Here is a 16,398-nt window from a genome sequence, read left to right on the forward strand (position 1 = left end):
GCAAGCCATACCACGGGGAGCTAAAAGTGCAAAGTGAACACCGTGAAAACCCGATAAACCCGGACGCTTCAGCCCCACTCACCGGCAAGCAGCGACTGCTTGGCTATGCCTGGGGCGTCGTGACACCCTTAATCTGCACCGTGCTAGATTGGCCGCTACGGCATTGGTTGGGACCGGCCAGTATCTTGATGACCTATCTGCTCGGCGTATTTATGGTCGCCAGCCGTTACGGCCGAGGAGCTTCCATTGTCGCGTCATTACTCAGCGCACCGCTATTCGCGTTTTACTTTGCCAACCCCATTTTTTCGTTTGCGATCCATGATTTTGAAAACATGATTGGCTTGGCCGTCATGATCGTGGTGGCCAATGTCACCGGCGGCCTTCTCGAAAAAGCCCGGCTTCAGGCAGAATTAGCCAGGCAACGTGAAAACCGCGCCAGCGCCCTCTACCGCTTGAGCCGCGATCTGTCGGACGCGCAAGACCACGGGGCTGTCGCAGACATCGCAGTCAAACATATTCACGCTGAATTCGACGTCGAGTCAATTCTATTAAACGTCGACAGCGAGAATCGTTTACAAACCCCGCCCGGTTCGCCATTGCCGATGCCTTCAAAAGGCATCGACTTAACCGAGGCGCAACGCGTTTTTGAAAACCGAGAGGCCAAACAAGAAAACCATAGCGCGTATTACCCCCTCAAAGGCTCTCGCGCCTGGCAGGGACTTTTGATTATTCAAGCAACCCCGCCATTTCCCCGGCAAGCCCCAGAGCGAGCGGCTTTCCTCGATACCTTTTGTAACTTGATCGCCCAGACCCTGGAGCGTTTACAACTCGCCGCGCAGGCCGGAGAAGCGACGCTGCAAGCCGAAACCGAAGCCCTACGCAATGCGCTATTGACCTCCATCTCGCACGACTTACGCACCCCATTGACACGCATCATCGGCGCGGCCAATGCACTGATCGAGAACGATGCCGAGTTTTCCAGTGCAGAGCGTCTGGAATGCAACCAACTCGTCTTGGATGAAGCACAGCGCATGTCTGAATTAACCGGAAAACTGCTGGATATGGCCAGGCTCAACAGCGGCAAAATCACACTGCATCGGGATTGGAACGCGATCGAAGAAATCGTCGGCAGCGCCTTGCATCGTTTGGACAAGCGCCTAAAGGGCAGGCCGGTACGTACCGTGCTGCCGGACAACTTGCCGCTACTGTATATCGATGCGGTCCTGATAGAGCAAGTACTGGTCAATCTGATCGAAAATGCGGTCAAGTACAGCCCGGAGGGTAGTCCGATCGACATCGGCGGGCAAGCTCAGGAGGGCTGCTGCCTTATAACCGTGGCCGATTACGGTCCAGGCATTGCGAAGGGCCAGGAAAGCAAAATTTTCGATAAATTTTATCGCGGCGTCGCCGAATCCGATCAAAGCGGCGTCGGCCTGGGCTTGGCTTTATGCAAAGCGATTATCGAGGCTCACGGCGGCGTTATCCAAGCCGGCAATCGCCCCGGCAAAGGTGCGGAATTTGTGCTTACGTTGCCGCTGCACGAGCCACCTCGGCTTACCGAGACTGAAGTCGGCGGGAGCTTGTGATGCCGGCTGAACAACTGATCCTTATCATCGAAGACGACATGCAAACCCGGCGCTTTCTGAAATCCAGCCTCCACCATCGTGGCTGGCGCACCGTGGAAGCAGACTGCGGTAAAACCGGCCTGGCGGTGCTGAACAGCGAAAATCCCGATTTGGTAATTCTCGATCTGGGATTGCCGGATATGGACGGCATCGCGGTAACCCGGCGCCTCAGGCAGTTATCCGATGTACCGATTCTGATTTTGTCTGCACGCAGTCAGGAGCAAAATAAAATCATGGCGCTGGATGCCGGTGCAGACGACTACTTAACCAAACCCTTCGGCAGCGGCGAACTCCATGCGCGATTGCAAGCCTTGTTGCGCCGAGTCTCCAGAAGCTTCAGCACGATGGAAGTCTTTGAAACCGGACAGTTGAAAGTCGATCTGGTCCGGCGTAAGGTTTTTATAGCGAACAATGAAGTCCACATTACCCCGATCGAGTACCGCCTGCTCACGATATTGATACGTTATGCGGGAACGGTAGTCACGCATCGCCAATTGTTGCAGGAAGTGTGGGGAGCGCAACACATTCAAGATCAGCATTATTTACGCATCTATATGGGACAATTGCGTCACAAGCTGGAAATCAATCCGGCGCGGCCGCGTTATTTGTTGACCGAGGTTGGCGTAGGTTATAGGCTTTCGATCAATGAAGAAAACTCGATTGACACGTTCAATTGATCAACCCATCTGTAAGGTCATCCATGAGTAAACATCAGCAGTTGTCTCGATTAACCTTTGGCGCAATCGGCGTCGTATTTGGCGATATCGGCACCAGCCCCTTATATGCGCTGAAGGAAGTCTTCCACAGCGGCATGCCGATCGATAAATTTCACGTGCTCGGTGTCTTGTCGCTGATCTTCTGGTCGTTGACGCTGGTCGTCACCCTTAAATACGCGATTTTCATCATGCGCGCCGATAATAAGGGCGAAGGCGGCATCATGGCGCTGATGGCGCTGGCCCTGCACGGGTCCAGGGATAATCCGCAAAAAATGGCTTTTATCACCACCATCGGACTGCTCGGCGCCACGCTGTTTTACGGCGACAGCATCATTACCCCGGCCATTTCGGTGCTCAGCGCGGTCGAAGGCTTGCAAATTATTGCGCCGCCACTGGCTGCCTATGTGCTGCCGATCGCCATTACCGTGCTGGGCGGGCTGTTCATCATTCAAGCCAAGGGGACCGGCAATGTCGGCAGAATCTTTGCGCCGATCATGGTCTTCTGGTTCGGCTCGCTCGCGGTGATGGGCGTGGTGAACATGATTCATCACCCGGAGGTGTTGATGGCGGTTAACCCGTATTACGCGATCCATTTATTGTTCGAATTGGGCTGGGAGGGATTTGTGATCATGGGCGCGATCGTGCTCGCGATTACCGGCGCCGAAGCGCTGTATGCGGATATGGGCCACTTCGGTCTGAAGCCGATCCGTTACGCCTGGTTCGGATTCGTGTTTCCGGCGCTGCTGCTGAATTATTTCGGACAAGGCGCCTTGCTGATCGACCGGCCCGACGCGATCCAAAACCCCTTTTATTTACTCGCCCCGAACTGGGCGCTGTATCCGCTGCTGATCCTGTCGACCATGGCGACCGTGATCGCCTCGCAAGCGGTGATTTCTGGCGCGTTTTCGGTGACGCGGCAGGCGATACAACTGGGATATTGCCCGCGCATGAACATATTACATACCTCGGATGACGAAAAGGGGCAGGTCTACATTCCCGCCGTCAACTGGCTGTTGATGGTTTCGGTGTTCATCCTGGTGCTGAGCTTTCAGTCTTCGTCCGCGCTGGCTTCGGCTTACGGCATCGCGGTGACCGGCACGATGATCGTCGATACCGTGCTGGCTTACATCATCATCCAGGCGCTCTGGCAATGGAGCAAGACGACCAGCACCGTTTTCTTATCATCATTTCTGGTGATCGATTTTCTGTTTCTTTCATCCAATAGCCTGAAAATCCCGACCGGCGGCTGGTTGCCGCTGGTGGTTGCCACCGTGCTGTTTCTGATCATCACGACCTGGATCAAGGGGCGTGCGCTGCTCCATGACTATTTGGAAGAAAAACATGTACTATTTGAGGAACTCGAAAAAGAACTGACCGAAAAGCTCGTGACCGTCGAAGGCACCGCGATTTATCTAGCCAGAACGTTGCACGGCGTTCCCCAGGTGCTGCTGCATAACCTCGAACACAATCACGCGCTGCATGAGCAGATCATCGTGCTGACCATCGTCACGACGGAAGCCCCCTTTGTTGACGAAGCGCACCGCGTCAAAATCAGAAAGTTTGGCCAAAACCGCGAATTCTACCGGGTGAAACTGTATTACGGCTTCAAGCAAAACGCGGATGTGCGCCGGGCGATGGATTTGGTGAGACAGGAAGGACTGGTATTCGATCCGAAAAAAGCCTCTTTTTTCATCGGCAGCGAACGCGTCACGTTCCGTATGAGAAGCCCAATGCCTCCTTGGCGCAGAGGCTTGTTCCGCTTCTTATTCCATAACGCCTCGAGCCCGATCGAATTTTTCAAAATTCCGGTCGACCGCGTGGTCGAGCTCGGTATTCGTATCGAACTGTAGATCACGTTGGACGGAGGCATGGCTATACTTGGGTTTTGTTGTTCAGTTTTACGTCAGGCATACCCCTCAGTATCAGGAAATAAACCCATGCATCACAAAAGCCCCACGCGTTCTTGGCGTCCTGCTCGCCATACTGGGCATTGCGCTTGCCGCCGCCCCGGACTTATTCATGCAGGCGTACAGACGGGCAGTTGTATTTTTTAATCGCCGGGATGGGGTACCTTGCGACGGGGATCTTGCTTTATCGAGGGAGCCCGGCCACGGGTTCCGGTCAATGGTTTGGTGTTGCTCGGATACTTAGCATGAAGGAAGTCGGGCTGCAGTCAGGCCAACTTCTTTCGAAAGTGACTTTACCCACGATTATCGCGATGCTTGCGCTATTCGGCATGAGTCCCCATGGTTATACCTTGTCGCCGTCCGGCGAGCTACGGGATGCCAGCGTCTTTGTTTGGGTTTCGTTGGCCCCATTGTTTTGGGGTGGCGGATGGCTCTATGTGTTGAAGAGAGGCGTGAATGGATCGACCCGATTCAGAACGCCCGCCTGAACAGTGAGTTTTCAGGCCAATCAAATCCCCAATATTGATTGACGAAACTGCTGGAGGCTCCTGCCCTGCCTCTGCTAATCTGCCTTTTTATTTTTGCTATTGGAGAAGGCGATGATGAGTCCCCCGGAGGCCGCTTCCGATCCCGTGCGCGAACGGCTGCTCAAAGCCGCTCTCGACAGTTTTCTATCCGACGACTACCACAAAGTCACGACCCGTATGATCGCCGAAAAGGCCGACGCGAACATCTCGATGATCCGTTACTACTTCGGCAATAAGGAGGGCTTGTACGAGGAGATGATCCGCGACACGATGGTCCCTCTGCTCGACGTGTTGGACGGACAAATGCTGCAATCGGTCAACGGCTTCGAAGACTTCCTCCTAATGTATTACCAGACGATGTCGAAACGGCCAGAATTTCCGAAGTTGATCTTGAAAGTGCTGGCGCTCAACCAAGGCCCGGGCCGGCGCTTTATCCGGCAATTATTGGAGCGCGGACGCACGCGCGGCGCCCGTAAGATGGAAGCGCTGAAATCCACCGGGCAAGTCATACCAGAATTAGATCCCGATATCGTGCGGATGGCCTTTGTCAGCCTGGCCATGATGCCGATGCTGCTGAAAGATATTTTCGAGGAGCAGATGGAGCGAAGCATGGACACCGCTTTCCTCGAACAATTGGCCGGATTCAACGGCCGCCTATTTGCCGCCGGTTTGGCACAGGCAAAGACGGAGTAACGGGAGGCTTATGATGTCATTGCAAAAAAATGCAGGCGCGGTGCGCCGCTTTGCCAAATTGATCCAGTTTGCCGCCTGGCTACAGAACCTTCCGAATAAGATCACGCCCCCGCCCTTTCGCCTGATCCAAATCGGCTCGGCGTTTTGGCAGTCGCGCGCGCTGCATGCCGTGGTACGTTTGGACATCGCATCCGCGTTGGGGGATGAGACTCTCCCAGCCGACGTGATTGCAGCGCGTGTCTCGGCACAAGAAGACGCTATCTACCGACTGCTGCGTATGCTGGCGGCGATGGGGGTATTCGAGGAAGTGTCGCCTCGGGTATTCCGTAACAATGCGCTATCGGCCTACCTACGTAAAGATCACCCCAAGAACGTCAGAGCCATGATCCTGATGCACAATTCGGTCGAGATGAACCGGCCTTGGTACGAGCACATGGAGCAAGGGATACGCTGCGGGGAAGTCCCGTTCGAAATTGCGCACGGCTGCGAATTTTATGCCTATCTGGATGGCCACGCCGAGTTCGATGCGCTGTTCGCCTCTGCGATGGACAGTGTGGCGGCATTGACAGGCGACAGTTTCGCCATCGACTTTGCCTGGGAACGATTCGACCGCATCATCGATGTGGGCGGCTCGAAGGGCAGTAAAGCCTTAGCCATATTGAAGCGGCATCCGCATCTCAACGCGATCGTGTTCGATCGGAATCAGGTCGTGCAAACGGCGGCAGGCTACTGGACCGGGAAAGCATCTCCCGACCTCCTTTCCCGCTTGACCTTCCAAGCCGGGGACATGCTCGAATCGGTTCCCGCCGCCAAAGACGGCAAGGACATCTACTTGTTGAGCGCCGTCCTGCACGGCATGGATGATCAAAACTGCATCAAGGTGCTGCGCAATCTGGCCACGGCAAGCGCGGGCACCGGCGCCCGCATGGCGCTGCTCGAATGGGTTGTTGCGGAATGGAAGACCGATTTTGCCAGTGCGGCTTTCGATATGCAGATGTTCATGAATACCCGGGGCAGGGAAAGAACGCTGCCGGAATGGCAAAACCTTTTCGAGCAATCCGGATTGGCGTTTGAGGAGGAGGTAGGCCTGCAATCGATCGGGAAGATGCTGGTGCTGAGGGCTAAGGATTAAGACGCAACCGGGCTGGATAGAACGGCATCCAAGCAAAATTTTTTCATTCTCGATGTCATTTTTCCAGACTTTGTCTCTATCTATGACATAATTGAAAATCACCTTTTTCATTATCTTTATCATTCCCCATGACTATCCCAACGGGACGCTGGAGCCTCATTTTTTGGACCAGCCTCATCGCCATCCTATTCCTGGCCTTAATGCCTGCCGGACCCGAAATGCCCACGATGGGTTGGGACAAACTAAACCACCTCCTCGCTTTTGCCGTTTTGACTATCTTAGGGCGTCAAGGCTATCCGGGGCGTAAGCCGGCCGTGTTCATTGGCTTGCTGTTTTATGCGGGACTGATCGAAGTCTTACAGTCTTTCACGCCCGACCGCTTTGCAGAATGGGCAGACCTGTTTGCGGATGGGCTAGGGTTAATCATCGGATGGGGACTGGATGGCCTGTTCCGCAAACTGATTCCTCAGGCTGAAAGGTAGTTTTGTCTATCAAATTTTTGCTTTCGATCGACTGGCCGAGTTGTTGAGGGGGAAGCCGTGTCAGCTTATTGCACCATAACCGTTTCCCTGAAAGCATCACACGGAATTTTGTCGACCCAGGAATGTCTAATCGCGATTATTGCATCCTTGGCAATGCACAGTCTGAATTGACGCCCTCTATTCAAAAGCTATGTTCAATCAAATTCTCTACCCTCTGGAGGGTTCCTTCATGATTACCCTACGCTCGATTTGTTTAGTCCCTGCGCTGTTTGCTACGGCATTGCCGTCCCATGCCGCAGCTACGCCGGATACGCATGTTCATGTGATCGTGTCCCTGGTCGACAATGCATCGCAAGGCATCGTGCCGGTTCCCGCGAAAATCGGCAATGGCGATGACCCGCGCACCAATCTCTATTGGGGAGCGCTTTACGGCGTGAAAACCTTTTTGAGCAAGGCCGATGGCTGGCGCAAGCTGGGCTGTGAACAAGAGATTAGCGACACCATCCTGGAGCGCTGCGAGTTTGCCTGGAAGGACAAGCTCACCGTGACCGCCGAGGCCTATCGCGGCCGCCGGATCGACCAGGCGATGCTCGACTTTATGCAGCAAGCCGCGACGCCGCCCAATCCGGCAAAACGTGAAATGGTCGTGTTCATCGGCCATGACGGCTTGATGGACGAACAAAACCAGCCCATCGTCAATCGCTTCCCCAAACATGCCGAGCACGATAAACAAGCGGTTGTGCTGGCCTGCATGAGCAACATGTTTTTCGCCAATCATTTGCGTGCCGCAGGTTCAAAGCCGGTGGTCACGACTCATAGTTTCATGGCGCCGGAAGCCTATGTGCTGGAAGCGGTTGCCCGTGGTTTTGCAAACGGCGCGAGTGAAGAGGAATTGCGCAGCTCCGCCGGCATCGCTTATGCCAAATACCAGCATATCTCGGCCAAAGCGGGCAAGTCGGTTTTTGGTGCAAAAAAATCAGGCTAGACTTTGGTGCCGGACGGGATTATTCATCCTGTCCTGACTGTTTGGGGGAGCTTGGGCTGAACGATAATTTGCATAGACGATCAGTCTTCAAACATTTGCGATGAGGTTACAAATCCCGTCCCGCAAACGGATGCATCACATGTGGGAGCGCTTTTTAAGCGCGATCATGGAGCCATGCGAACATTGCCTTAAGTCGCGGTTGCAAACCGCTCCCACCTCGCGCCGACTCACTCGGGAATTTTCCGTCCATCCTTCGACAAGCTCAGGACGAACGGAAAATTTTATCGGGACGTTATTTATGACCCTATCCTAAGGTCTGTCGTAAGGTACGCTGCGCGTACCTTCTCAAAGCGTTCCGATGAATCAAGCCCCCCAAAGATACGGGGAGCGTACCCTTTACACGGCTATCAAAAAAACCAGCGTCAGCTGGTCGACTTCGCATGCGCGGAAGCCAGGGTTTTGCGCAGTTCGGTTTCGCATTGCTCCAACTGCGCGACCGCTTCGCTGCGCATCTTCTTGCCCTCGTCGGCGATCTGCAGGCTTTCCTCTATCGTCGCGATCAGCGTCTGATTGGCTTTCTTGACCGTTTCGATGTCGAATACGCCGCGCTCCAGTTGTTTGCGGGTTTCGGCATTGGCCAGTTTCAGGTTTTCGGCGTTCGCGGCCAGCAGCTCATTGGTCAGATCGGTCGCCGCCTTGACCGTTTCGGCCGCCTGCGAGGAGCGGTAAATGGTCACCGCCGTCGCCAGTTGCTGACGCCATAGCGGCACGGTGTTGACGATGGTCGAATTGATCTTGTTGACCAGGCCCTTATCGTTTTCCTGCACCAGGCGAATGCCGGGCAGGCTTTGCATCGAAACCTGCCGGGTCAGGCGCAGGTCATGAATGCGGCGCTCCAGGTCGTCGCGGGCCGCGCGCAGGTCGCGCAGGGCTTGCGCGGCGATCACTTCGGCGCTGGCTTCGGCCTGTTTGGCCTGTTCCGGAATGATGACTTCGTCAAGTTGCCGCAGTTTCTCAACGCCTGCGGCGATATAATCCTCCAGCGTATGGAAGTAATCCAGGTTGGCCTGATAAAGGCGATCCAGCGAGGTGATGTCGGTCAGCAAATGGGTTTTGTGCCGCTCCAGCTTGTCGGTGATGATGTCGATCTGCTTGCGCACTTCTTCGTATTGCTGCAGGAACTTGACGACCGGTTTGGCCCTGCCCAGCAACTTGTCGAATAAACCCTGTTTCTTGTTCGGGTCCAGATCGTCGACTTCAAAACCGCGTATCGTCGCCACCATTTCATTCAGATCATTGCCCGCCGGGCCAATGTCCTTGTTCTTGACCCCATCCAGCATGCGGTCGGAAATCGTGGTCAACTGCTCCTGCGCCTTGCTGCCGAAAAAAATGATCGACTGGGTATTGCTGAAATCGATTTCGTTCTGCAACTGCTGAATGCGCTGCTGCGTCTCCGGCGGCGCCTTTGCGAGCGGGACGATTTCGGCGGTAACGCCGGGGACAATCTCCTTCGACTCAAGATTCTCTGCGGTCGTTGTGGAAGCCTGCTGTTCACTCATGATTTAATCCTCGATGGTTTGACGGCGTCAAAGGATGCCTTCCCGTTTGAGCTGCGTGGTTAATACTTCGATTTTTACATCCAGATCAAAAACATCGTCTTCCAGCAGTTTTTGATGCTGTTCCTGGAATACTTCTTCAAGCGTATCCAGCACATTGCGGAAATTCTGTTCCAGTTCCCCGGATTGGGTTTGCTGGTGGGTTTTGGCATACCCTTCGGTCACCTGTCGGGCGCCGTCCAGATAGACATTCAGAAACTTGCGCGCACGGCGGAAATCCTTCGGATCGGCTTCAATCTCCGCCAGAATGCTGTCGGCAACTTCGCAAATGCGCTCGATGCGCCGGTTCAACTCGGCGTTTCGAATCTGCTTGTTGGCCTGCTCGATACTGCGGACGATGCGCGAGGAATCTTCGAGAGCCTGCAGGATTTCATCACCGGAATAGCCATGCGCGGCGATGATTGTCTTTTCCGCGCGCGGATCGAAGCCGTAACTCAGGTACATGCCCAGCAAGGCCCCGCCGGCAAACATCAGCGCCACCGGCAGCGAATGTCCCACGCCCAGCCAGGCGACCATGCCGGTCGTCAGCGCCGCGATGACGGCGGCGATCGTTTTTAACGGTTTTTGGGTGGCGCGGACGAGGCGGTTATTGGCGTACAGATGCTCGGCTTGCAGACCCTTGCGCAAGCACCAGGCAGACAGCATGTAGAGCGCAAAACCGGATGCGTCGACCAGAATGTCCAGCAACTGGCCTTTGCCCAAGGCGATAAACGTCGCCGGAATCAGCGCCGCCGGCAAAAAATAAAGCAGCATGCCGCGCGGGGAATAGCGCTGCAAAAGATCCGCGACAAGCCGTTTGGGTTTCCTGAATTGATTCATCATTCGGCCTGCGAACGGTGGGTTACAGAGGATTCAGCCGCATAGTCGGCACTGGTCGGAAAGGCTTTCACCAGCGCCTGGCAGGTCGCCAGTCCAATGGTTGCGACCAGCACGATAAAACCAAGCAATCTGCGTAATAGTACGGGCACCGTTGTCATCTCCCATCAGCATTCATTGTGACCTCATTATCCCACTACGGCCTAACATCTGGAAATACTTAATAACCGTGCGCCGGATGGCTACCAATAAGTCAACCCGTCCTTGCAAGACTTACCATTGGCTGAGCGGAGCCGAAGCCAACAAATCGCTTCGACTTTGCTCAGCTAAGGCTTAAGTTAACAGCGATGAGGTGGCTTTCCCTCACCCCGCAAAATAAAACTTGCCCGTGGGATCGACGCCCACGTCGCGACTGGAGGCTTTAATCGCGACGTAGGCGTCGCTCCCACCCCTCGCGCCGTCGGAGGGGTATGCAAACCACGTCCCGCTCAAAGAGGCTTGTTCCCGGCAAACATCTTTGAGAAACTGGCATTTTCCGAAACACGACATAACGATGCTCAAACTCAATAACTGGCCTCCCGTGCTTAGCGTCCTGGCCATGGTTGCCGCGGCAACGGCTGCGCTGTCTTTGTTTATCAAGGTGGCAGAGGAAGTCGTCGAAGGCGATACCCACAAGATCGACATGCGGATCATTTTATGGCTTCGCGCCGCCGGCGATCCGAACGATCCTTTGGGACCCAAATGGCTGGAGGATTTTGCCCGCGATATTACCGCGCTGGGCAGCCCTGCGGTGTTGGGGTTGATTGTGCTGGCAGCCTCGTTTTTTCTGCTCTTGGCCGGCAAGCGCCGGCTGCCGCTGTTCATGCTGCTTGCAGCGGGAGGCGGCACATTTGTCGTCTCGATTTTAAAAGAAGCTTTCGCCCGCCCCCGCCCTCAGCTGGCACCGGACGGACTTATGGTTTATATGGAAAGCTTTCCGAGCGGACATGCGATGGTTTCCGCGGTGGTCTATTTGACCTTGGCCGCACTGATCGCACGCCTGGCTCCCAGGCCCCTACTCAAGCTTTACATCATGACCGTCGCGGTCATCCTGACCGGGTTGGTTGGCTTCAGCCGGATCTATCTCGGCGCCCACTGGCCCAGCGATGTGCTGGCGGGTTGGGCCATCGGGGCGGCCTGGGCGCTTGGCGGCGGAGCATTGGCGCAAATCATGCAACTGGATAAGGAAGACGAAAAATGAAAGGACAACCTATTTTAAAACGCTTAACCTTCGCCCTGAATGGAATCGGCCTGGCTTTTCGCCGCGAACCCAGCCTGCGCTTCCATATCCTGGCGGCTTTCGCTGTCGTGCTGGTTTTATTGCTCACCCAGGCTTCGGCTATATGGTGGGCCATCGGCGCCGTGACAGTAGGACTGGTGATCATGGCGGAGTTGTGCAATGCGGCCATCGAAACGCTGGCCGATCATCTGCATCCGCAACAGCATCCGGAGATTGGCGCGGTCAAGGACATCGCCGCAGGGGCGGTGCTTATTGCCTCTATAGCCGCTGTTTTCGTTGCGGTGGCCTTTATTCTGCAATGAAAATTTAGCCTGGTGGGGGCGCATTCACGCTCGTTCCCAAGCTCTAGCTTGGGAATGCCGCCTTGAAAGCTCCAGCTTTCCGAACCGATCGCGAAGCTAGAGCTTTGTATCCTTAGGTTCCAAGCTGAAGCTTGGGAACCTGTGAAATCTTCTTGAATGACAGCGGAGCCAAGTCTAGCAATCAGGCTTGCGGTCTAACATCACACTCTCCTGGATCGTTGTTATAATGGCGCTTTTCGAGCATTCCGGGCCGCGCCCGGTTCGCTTTACGCCATCAATTCAGAAGGAGCATCGCAGTGATCAAAAAGGTTGGAGATACGGTTATTAAGCCGAAGCATCGTGCTTCGTGCCACTGTGGCGCTGTAGTGCTTGAGTTGGACTTGCCGAACGGTATTGTCGATCCACGGCATTGTGATTGTTCGCTATGTCGTCGCAAGGGTGCTGTGATGGCGTCAGTCCCTCTATCCGGAATCAAAATCGTCCAAGGCGAAAATGTTCTACGCCTTTATCAATTCAATACCCTTACCGCGAAGCATTATTTCTGTTCGGTATGCGGCATTTATACGCATCATCAGCGGCGATCCAATCCGGAGCAATATGGTTATAACGTCGGTTGCCTCGAGGGCGTCAATCCCTTCCTGATCGATAATGTTCCGACCAATGATGGCGTTAATCATCCGGCGGATCGGAACGATTCATGACATTTCATAAGTAGGCTGGGTTGGAGCTTTGCGGAAACCCAGCAAACCAGCGACCTATATGTTGGGTTTCGTACCTAAGCCTACGAACTGACTTATGTATAACGATATGGGTTAAACCCCGTTCCGTGCAGGCTTATTTGCAAGAAAATAGTTCGCTTATAGCGAATTTTTTTCTTGCAATGAGGGTATTTTCACCCTATAATTTTTACCAGTTAACAATAAAGGGGATATTCGTCACTCTCTGGATCGTTACGACGATCTGAGGAAGGCGGCAACAATGCCTTCTATCTTGTCCGGCAATAGGCATGTGCCAGGCTCGGACGGGGGCGCGGTCGGCGACACCGCGCCCAAAGTAATACCGGGTTAACACTGTTGTTCCCCAGCTTCAATTCCGGCGACGCTCTTGCAATGGTGCAAGAGTGCAATTGAACGAGGTTCAGATGAACAATGTTGTTAACAAACGGCAGGAGCGGTTGAAAGTGTGGGAATGGTTTTTACAAAAACTTTGTAATCCCCGCACTTGGAATTTAGTCATAAAAATTGGTTGGATTGCCGTGCGCTTTATACGGCTCCTAATCGAATTGATGCAACTATTCCATGGTTAGATCGCTAACCCGGTATTTTCTTAATCCTCTCAAGCTTAAGGTATATGATGTTAAATGAAGCACTTAGGACGATGAGGATATTCCATGACATGAAACAAGCGGAGCTTTCCGAGAAACTCGGAATATCTAAGTCGCATCTTTCTGAGATTGAATCCGGCAAAAAAACACCTGGTTTGCCTTTACTAAGCAAATATGCGGATGTGTTTGGGGTTCCTGTATCATCCATCTTATTTTTCTCAGAAAATATAAACAGCGATCAACCCAATGAAAAGGCAAGGATTATGGTTTCGTCGAAGATCCTTGCTTTACTGAAATTTATTGCTGAACGATCTGGACGAATGAATGCGGAATAAGTCCAAAAAACAGTATCCACTCAAGCAATCACCACTATACAAGTTATCTAGCAAAAAGCGCTTGGCTGAAATTCTAGGCATTTCTAAAGACGATATTGAACGCCTCACTAAAGGCGGTAATCTTTACAATGAATGGGATGAAGTTAATGAGAAAGGAAAGTCAAGGCATATAGAAAATCCTCGCCATGAACTAAAACGGACGCAAAGGAAAATAGCCAATCTCCTATCTAGAATAATCCCGCCAGACTTTTTGTACTGCCCTGTTAAAGATCGGTCTTATATAACAAACGCGAAGCAGCATATCGGCCAAAGAAATGTCCGTTGCCTCGATATCAAAGCATATTTTACAGCGACTACCTCACGCCGAGTGTATTGGTTTTTTCATAACTATATGGATTGCCCTAAAGATGTTGCTGGTATTCTGACGGCACTATCAACATATAATGGACATCTACCGACTGGCAGTCCTTTAAGCCCAATTTTAAGTTATTTTTCTCATATAGAGATGTGGGAAGAAATTTCAAACTTAGTGCAACAGAATGGTTGTATTCTCACGGTCTACATGGACGATCTTACAGTTTCTGGCGAAAAAGTAACGCCGTACCTCATGTGGCAGATTCGCCGCCAGATTCACCGATTCGGCTTGTCATATCATAAGGAAAAGCACTATCACGGCAACTTTTCAGAGATCACCGGCATAATAATCAAAGATAAAATGATAACTCTGCCAAATAGGCAACACCTTAAAAAGCACCTCTTACAGCGGGCGTTGGCAAAAACAATAGACCCTAATGAGAAGAACAAAATCGCATTAAGATTACATGGGTGCAATGCCCAAATCACTCAATTAAAACACTCAATGTCATCAGCCATGTAGGCCGAGCAACAGCTTTATTGTCGCCCGACAATCAGATGTCCGATGACGGAATGGCTGAGCGTTAACCTGTACTCGTCCTGATATTCAGCCATCGGCGCGTCGGACATAAAAAGAACGCCCCGACAACTCTATCCCCCAAATTCTTTGTCCAAACCATGACTTATCGAATCGCTTTAAAGACAAACATTAAGATTTGATTAAAATAAACTTCGCGGCTCCGGAGCTTTTCGATGGGAATGACTGTCCATACCGGCACAAACCAACGACTGTACACCGCGCGCTAGTCTATCCGAATGCCATTCGCTTAATTCTTAACGAATCGCACACGCGCAAATGCAGAACAATAAATAACGAAGTTTGTGCGGATGAGGCGAAGAAGGATTATGAACTCCAGATACCACCGACGAAATACGAATTGGCATAAACCCAAGACGCGCAGGGATTTCCTGAAATTAACCGGGATCACCGCGTTTATCCTGGGGATGAGCCATGCGCAGGCGGCAACGGTCAGGAAAGACATCATGCCCGATCCGGACCCTCCCTCTCAGATGACTTATCGTAATAGCCGGACGATTACGCTGTTTCTGTGCGGCGATGTGATGACCGGCCGGGGAATCGACCAGGTACTGCCCCACCCCGTGCAGCCGCGGATTCATGAATCCTATATGACCTCCGCCCAGGGCTATGTGAAACTCGCGGAGGAAGCCAACGGCCCCATTCCGAAACCGGTCGACTTCGCCTATATCTGGGGGGATGCGCTGGCCGAACTCCGGCACACGGCCCCCGACGCCCGCATCATCAACCTCGAAACGGCGGTAACGACCAGCACCGAATATTGGCCAGGCAAAGGCATCCATTACCGGATGCATCCGAAGAACATCCCCTGCATTACCGCGGCGAAGATCGACTGCTGCATGCTGGCCAACAATCATGTGCTGGATTGGGGGTATGACGGCTTAACGGAGACTTTAAAGACTTTGTCCGACGCCCACCTGAAGGTCGCGGGGGCGGGCCAAAACCTGGCAGACGCCGAAGCGCCGGCGATTATCGAGGTGGCAGGAAAAGGTCGCGTGCTGGTGTTCGGTTTCGGCGATGAAAGCAGCGGCATACCCTCGCGCTGGGGCGCCCGCGGCGACAAGGCCGGCGTCAGCTTGCTGCCGGATTTGTCCGAAAACACGGTGAGCCGTATCGCCAGGCGAATCTCGGCCCTCAAGCAGCAAGGCGATTGCGTGGTGGCCTCGATACACTGGGGCGGCAACTGGGGCTACAAGATAGCCGATGCCCAAAAAGAGTTTGCGCACCGGCTGATAGACCAGGCCCAGGTGGACGTGGTGCACGGCCATTCATCGCACCATCCGATGGGCATCGAGGTCTACAAGGACAAACCGATTCTCTACGGCTGCGGCGACTTTCTGAACGACTACGAGGGAATTTCAGGCTACGAGGAATTCCGCGGCGACCTCTCGCTGATGTATTTTGTGACCCTGGACTTGGAGACAGGAAAGCTGGTCGACTTGAGGATGACGCCGATGCAAATCAGCCGCTTCAGCTTGAATTTTGCCCCATCTCACGATGCTCTCTGGCTGCAACAAGTATTGGACAGGGAAAGCCAGAAGCTGGGGGCGAGGATAGAATTGATCGATAAAGGCAGGCGTTTAGCCTTGTCGGTCAGGTAGGGCAAAGCTCCCTCTCCCATCGGGAGATAGGAGCCGTCATCCCTAACTTAACAAGCATGAGGCGGCTTTCCTCACGCAAAATAAATCACCGTGGGAGCGACGCCCA

At 53.5% G+C, this 16,398-nt stretch carries 17 protein-coding genes; 14 read left to right on the forward strand and 3 right to left on the reverse strand.

Annotated elements, in window-relative coordinates; translation table 11 throughout:
• The first annotated feature begins 26 nt into the window (after positions 1 to 26).
• The 8 genes from METLA_RS0113710 (at position 27) to METLA_RS0113745 (ending at position 8,067) form a co-directional block, all read left to right on the forward strand.
• Positions 27 to 1,586 (forward strand): DUF4118 domain-containing protein, encoded by a 1,560-nt coding sequence (locus METLA_RS0113710; protein ID WP_245598797.1) that lies wholly within the window; start codon positions 27 to 29, stop codon positions 1,584 to 1,586.
• On the forward strand, positions 1,586 to 2,302 hold the full coding sequence (locus METLA_RS0113715; RefSeq protein ID WP_024299087.1) for a response regulator: 717 nt from the start codon (positions 1,586 to 1,588) through the stop codon (positions 2,300 to 2,302). Before METLA_RS0113710 ends, METLA_RS0113715 begins: the two co-directional genes overlap by 1 nt.
• A gap of 23 nt (positions 2,303 to 2,325) precedes the next feature.
• A complete protein-coding gene (locus tag METLA_RS0113720) occupies positions 2,326 to 4,191 on the forward strand; it encodes a potassium transporter Kup (RefSeq protein WP_024299088.1) in 1,866 nt (621 codons plus the stop codon).
• A gap of 302 nt (positions 4,192 to 4,493) precedes the next feature.
• Positions 4,494 to 4,736, forward strand: a complete 243-nt coding sequence (locus tag METLA_RS0113725) for a hypothetical protein (RefSeq protein ID WP_152539442.1) — start codon at positions 4,494 to 4,496, stop codon at positions 4,734 to 4,736.
• A 111-nt stretch (positions 4,737 to 4,847) separates the two neighbouring features.
• The gene (locus METLA_RS0113730; RefSeq protein WP_024299090.1) at positions 4,848 to 5,468 is read left to right on the forward strand and encodes a TetR/AcrR family transcriptional regulator; all 621 of its coding nucleotides are present in this window, start codon (positions 4,848 to 4,850) and stop codon (positions 5,466 to 5,468) included.
• 13 nt (positions 5,469 to 5,481) lie between these two features.
• Positions 5,482 to 6,600, forward strand: coding sequence for a methyltransferase (locus METLA_RS0113735; protein ID WP_024299091.1), 1,119 nt, complete (start codon positions 5,482 to 5,484; stop codon positions 6,598 to 6,600).
• 128 nt (positions 6,601 to 6,728) lie between these two features.
• Positions 6,729 to 7,082, forward strand: coding sequence for a VanZ family protein (locus tag METLA_RS0113740; RefSeq protein WP_024299092.1), 354 nt, complete (start codon positions 6,729 to 6,731; stop codon positions 7,080 to 7,082).
• 229 nt (positions 7,083 to 7,311) lie between these two features.
• Positions 7,312 to 8,067: a hypothetical protein gene (locus METLA_RS0113745; protein ID WP_024299093.1), complete on the forward strand. Its 756-nt coding sequence runs from the start codon at positions 7,312 to 7,314 to the stop codon at positions 8,065 to 8,067.
• A 422-nt stretch (positions 8,068 to 8,489) separates the two neighbouring features.
• Here METLA_RS0113745 and METLA_RS0113750 read toward each other — a convergent pair whose 3' ends face one another.
• The 3 genes from METLA_RS0113750 to METLA_RS23260 are packed head-to-tail and all read right to left on the reverse strand — an operon-like array spanning position 8,490 to position 10,651.
• Positions 8,490 to 9,626 (reverse strand): toxic anion resistance protein, encoded by a 1,137-nt coding sequence (locus tag METLA_RS0113750; RefSeq protein ID WP_024299094.1) that lies wholly within the window; start codon positions 9,624 to 9,626, stop codon positions 8,490 to 8,492.
• Between the two features lie 27 nt (positions 9,627 to 9,653).
• Complete coding sequence (locus tag METLA_RS0113755) at positions 9,654 to 10,505, reverse strand: 5-bromo-4-chloroindolyl phosphate hydrolysis family protein (RefSeq protein WP_245598798.1); 852 nt, start codon at positions 10,503 to 10,505, stop codon at positions 9,654 to 9,656.
• Positions 10,502 to 10,651 carry a hypothetical protein gene (locus tag METLA_RS23260; RefSeq protein WP_198408472.1) on the reverse strand — a complete coding sequence of 50 codons (150 nt, stop codon included), beginning with the start codon at positions 10,649 to 10,651 and terminating at the stop codon, positions 10,502 to 10,504. Before METLA_RS23260 ends, METLA_RS0113755 begins: the two co-directional genes overlap by 4 nt.
• A 401-nt stretch (positions 10,652 to 11,052) precedes the next feature.
• Here METLA_RS23260 and METLA_RS0113770 point away from each other — a divergent pair, with 401 nt between their 5' ends.
• The 6 genes from METLA_RS0113770 (at position 11,053) to METLA_RS0113795 (ending at position 16,292) form a co-directional block, all read left to right on the forward strand.
• Positions 11,053 to 11,739, forward strand: coding sequence for a phosphatase PAP2 family protein (locus METLA_RS0113770; protein WP_024299097.1), 687 nt, complete (start codon positions 11,053 to 11,055; stop codon positions 11,737 to 11,739).
• Positions 11,736 to 12,080 (forward strand): diacylglycerol kinase, encoded by a 345-nt coding sequence (locus tag METLA_RS0113775; RefSeq protein WP_024299098.1) that lies wholly within the window; start codon positions 11,736 to 11,738, stop codon positions 12,078 to 12,080. The genes METLA_RS0113770 and METLA_RS0113775 overlap by 4 nt, the downstream gene beginning before the upstream one ends.
• Positions 12,081 to 12,376: 296 nt before the next feature.
• Positions 12,377 to 12,781: a GFA family protein gene (locus METLA_RS0113780; RefSeq protein WP_024299099.1), complete on the forward strand. Its 405-nt coding sequence runs from the start codon at positions 12,377 to 12,379 to the stop codon at positions 12,779 to 12,781.
• Between the two features lie 652 nt (positions 12,782 to 13,433).
• Positions 13,434 to 13,739 carry a helix-turn-helix transcriptional regulator gene (locus METLA_RS0113785; RefSeq protein WP_024299100.1) on the forward strand — a complete coding sequence of 102 codons (306 nt, stop codon included), beginning with the start codon at positions 13,434 to 13,436 and terminating at the stop codon, positions 13,737 to 13,739.
• A 61-nt stretch (positions 13,740 to 13,800) separates the two neighbouring features.
• The gene (locus METLA_RS0113790) at positions 13,801 to 14,616 is read left to right on the forward strand and encodes a reverse transcriptase family protein (RefSeq protein ID WP_161635413.1); all 816 of its coding nucleotides are present in this window, start codon (positions 13,801 to 13,803) and stop codon (positions 14,614 to 14,616) included.
• A 383-nt stretch (positions 14,617 to 14,999) separates the two neighbouring features.
• Entirely contained in the window at positions 15,000 to 16,292 is a 1,293-nt protein-coding gene (locus METLA_RS0113795) for a CapA family protein (RefSeq protein WP_245598799.1), read from the forward strand.
• Positions 16,293 to 16,398 lie beyond the last annotated feature (106 nt).

This window comes from Methylomicrobium lacus LW14, assembly GCF_000527095.1.
GTDB lineage: Bacteria > Pseudomonadota > Gammaproteobacteria > Methylococcales > Methylomonadaceae > Methylomicrobium > Methylomicrobium lacus.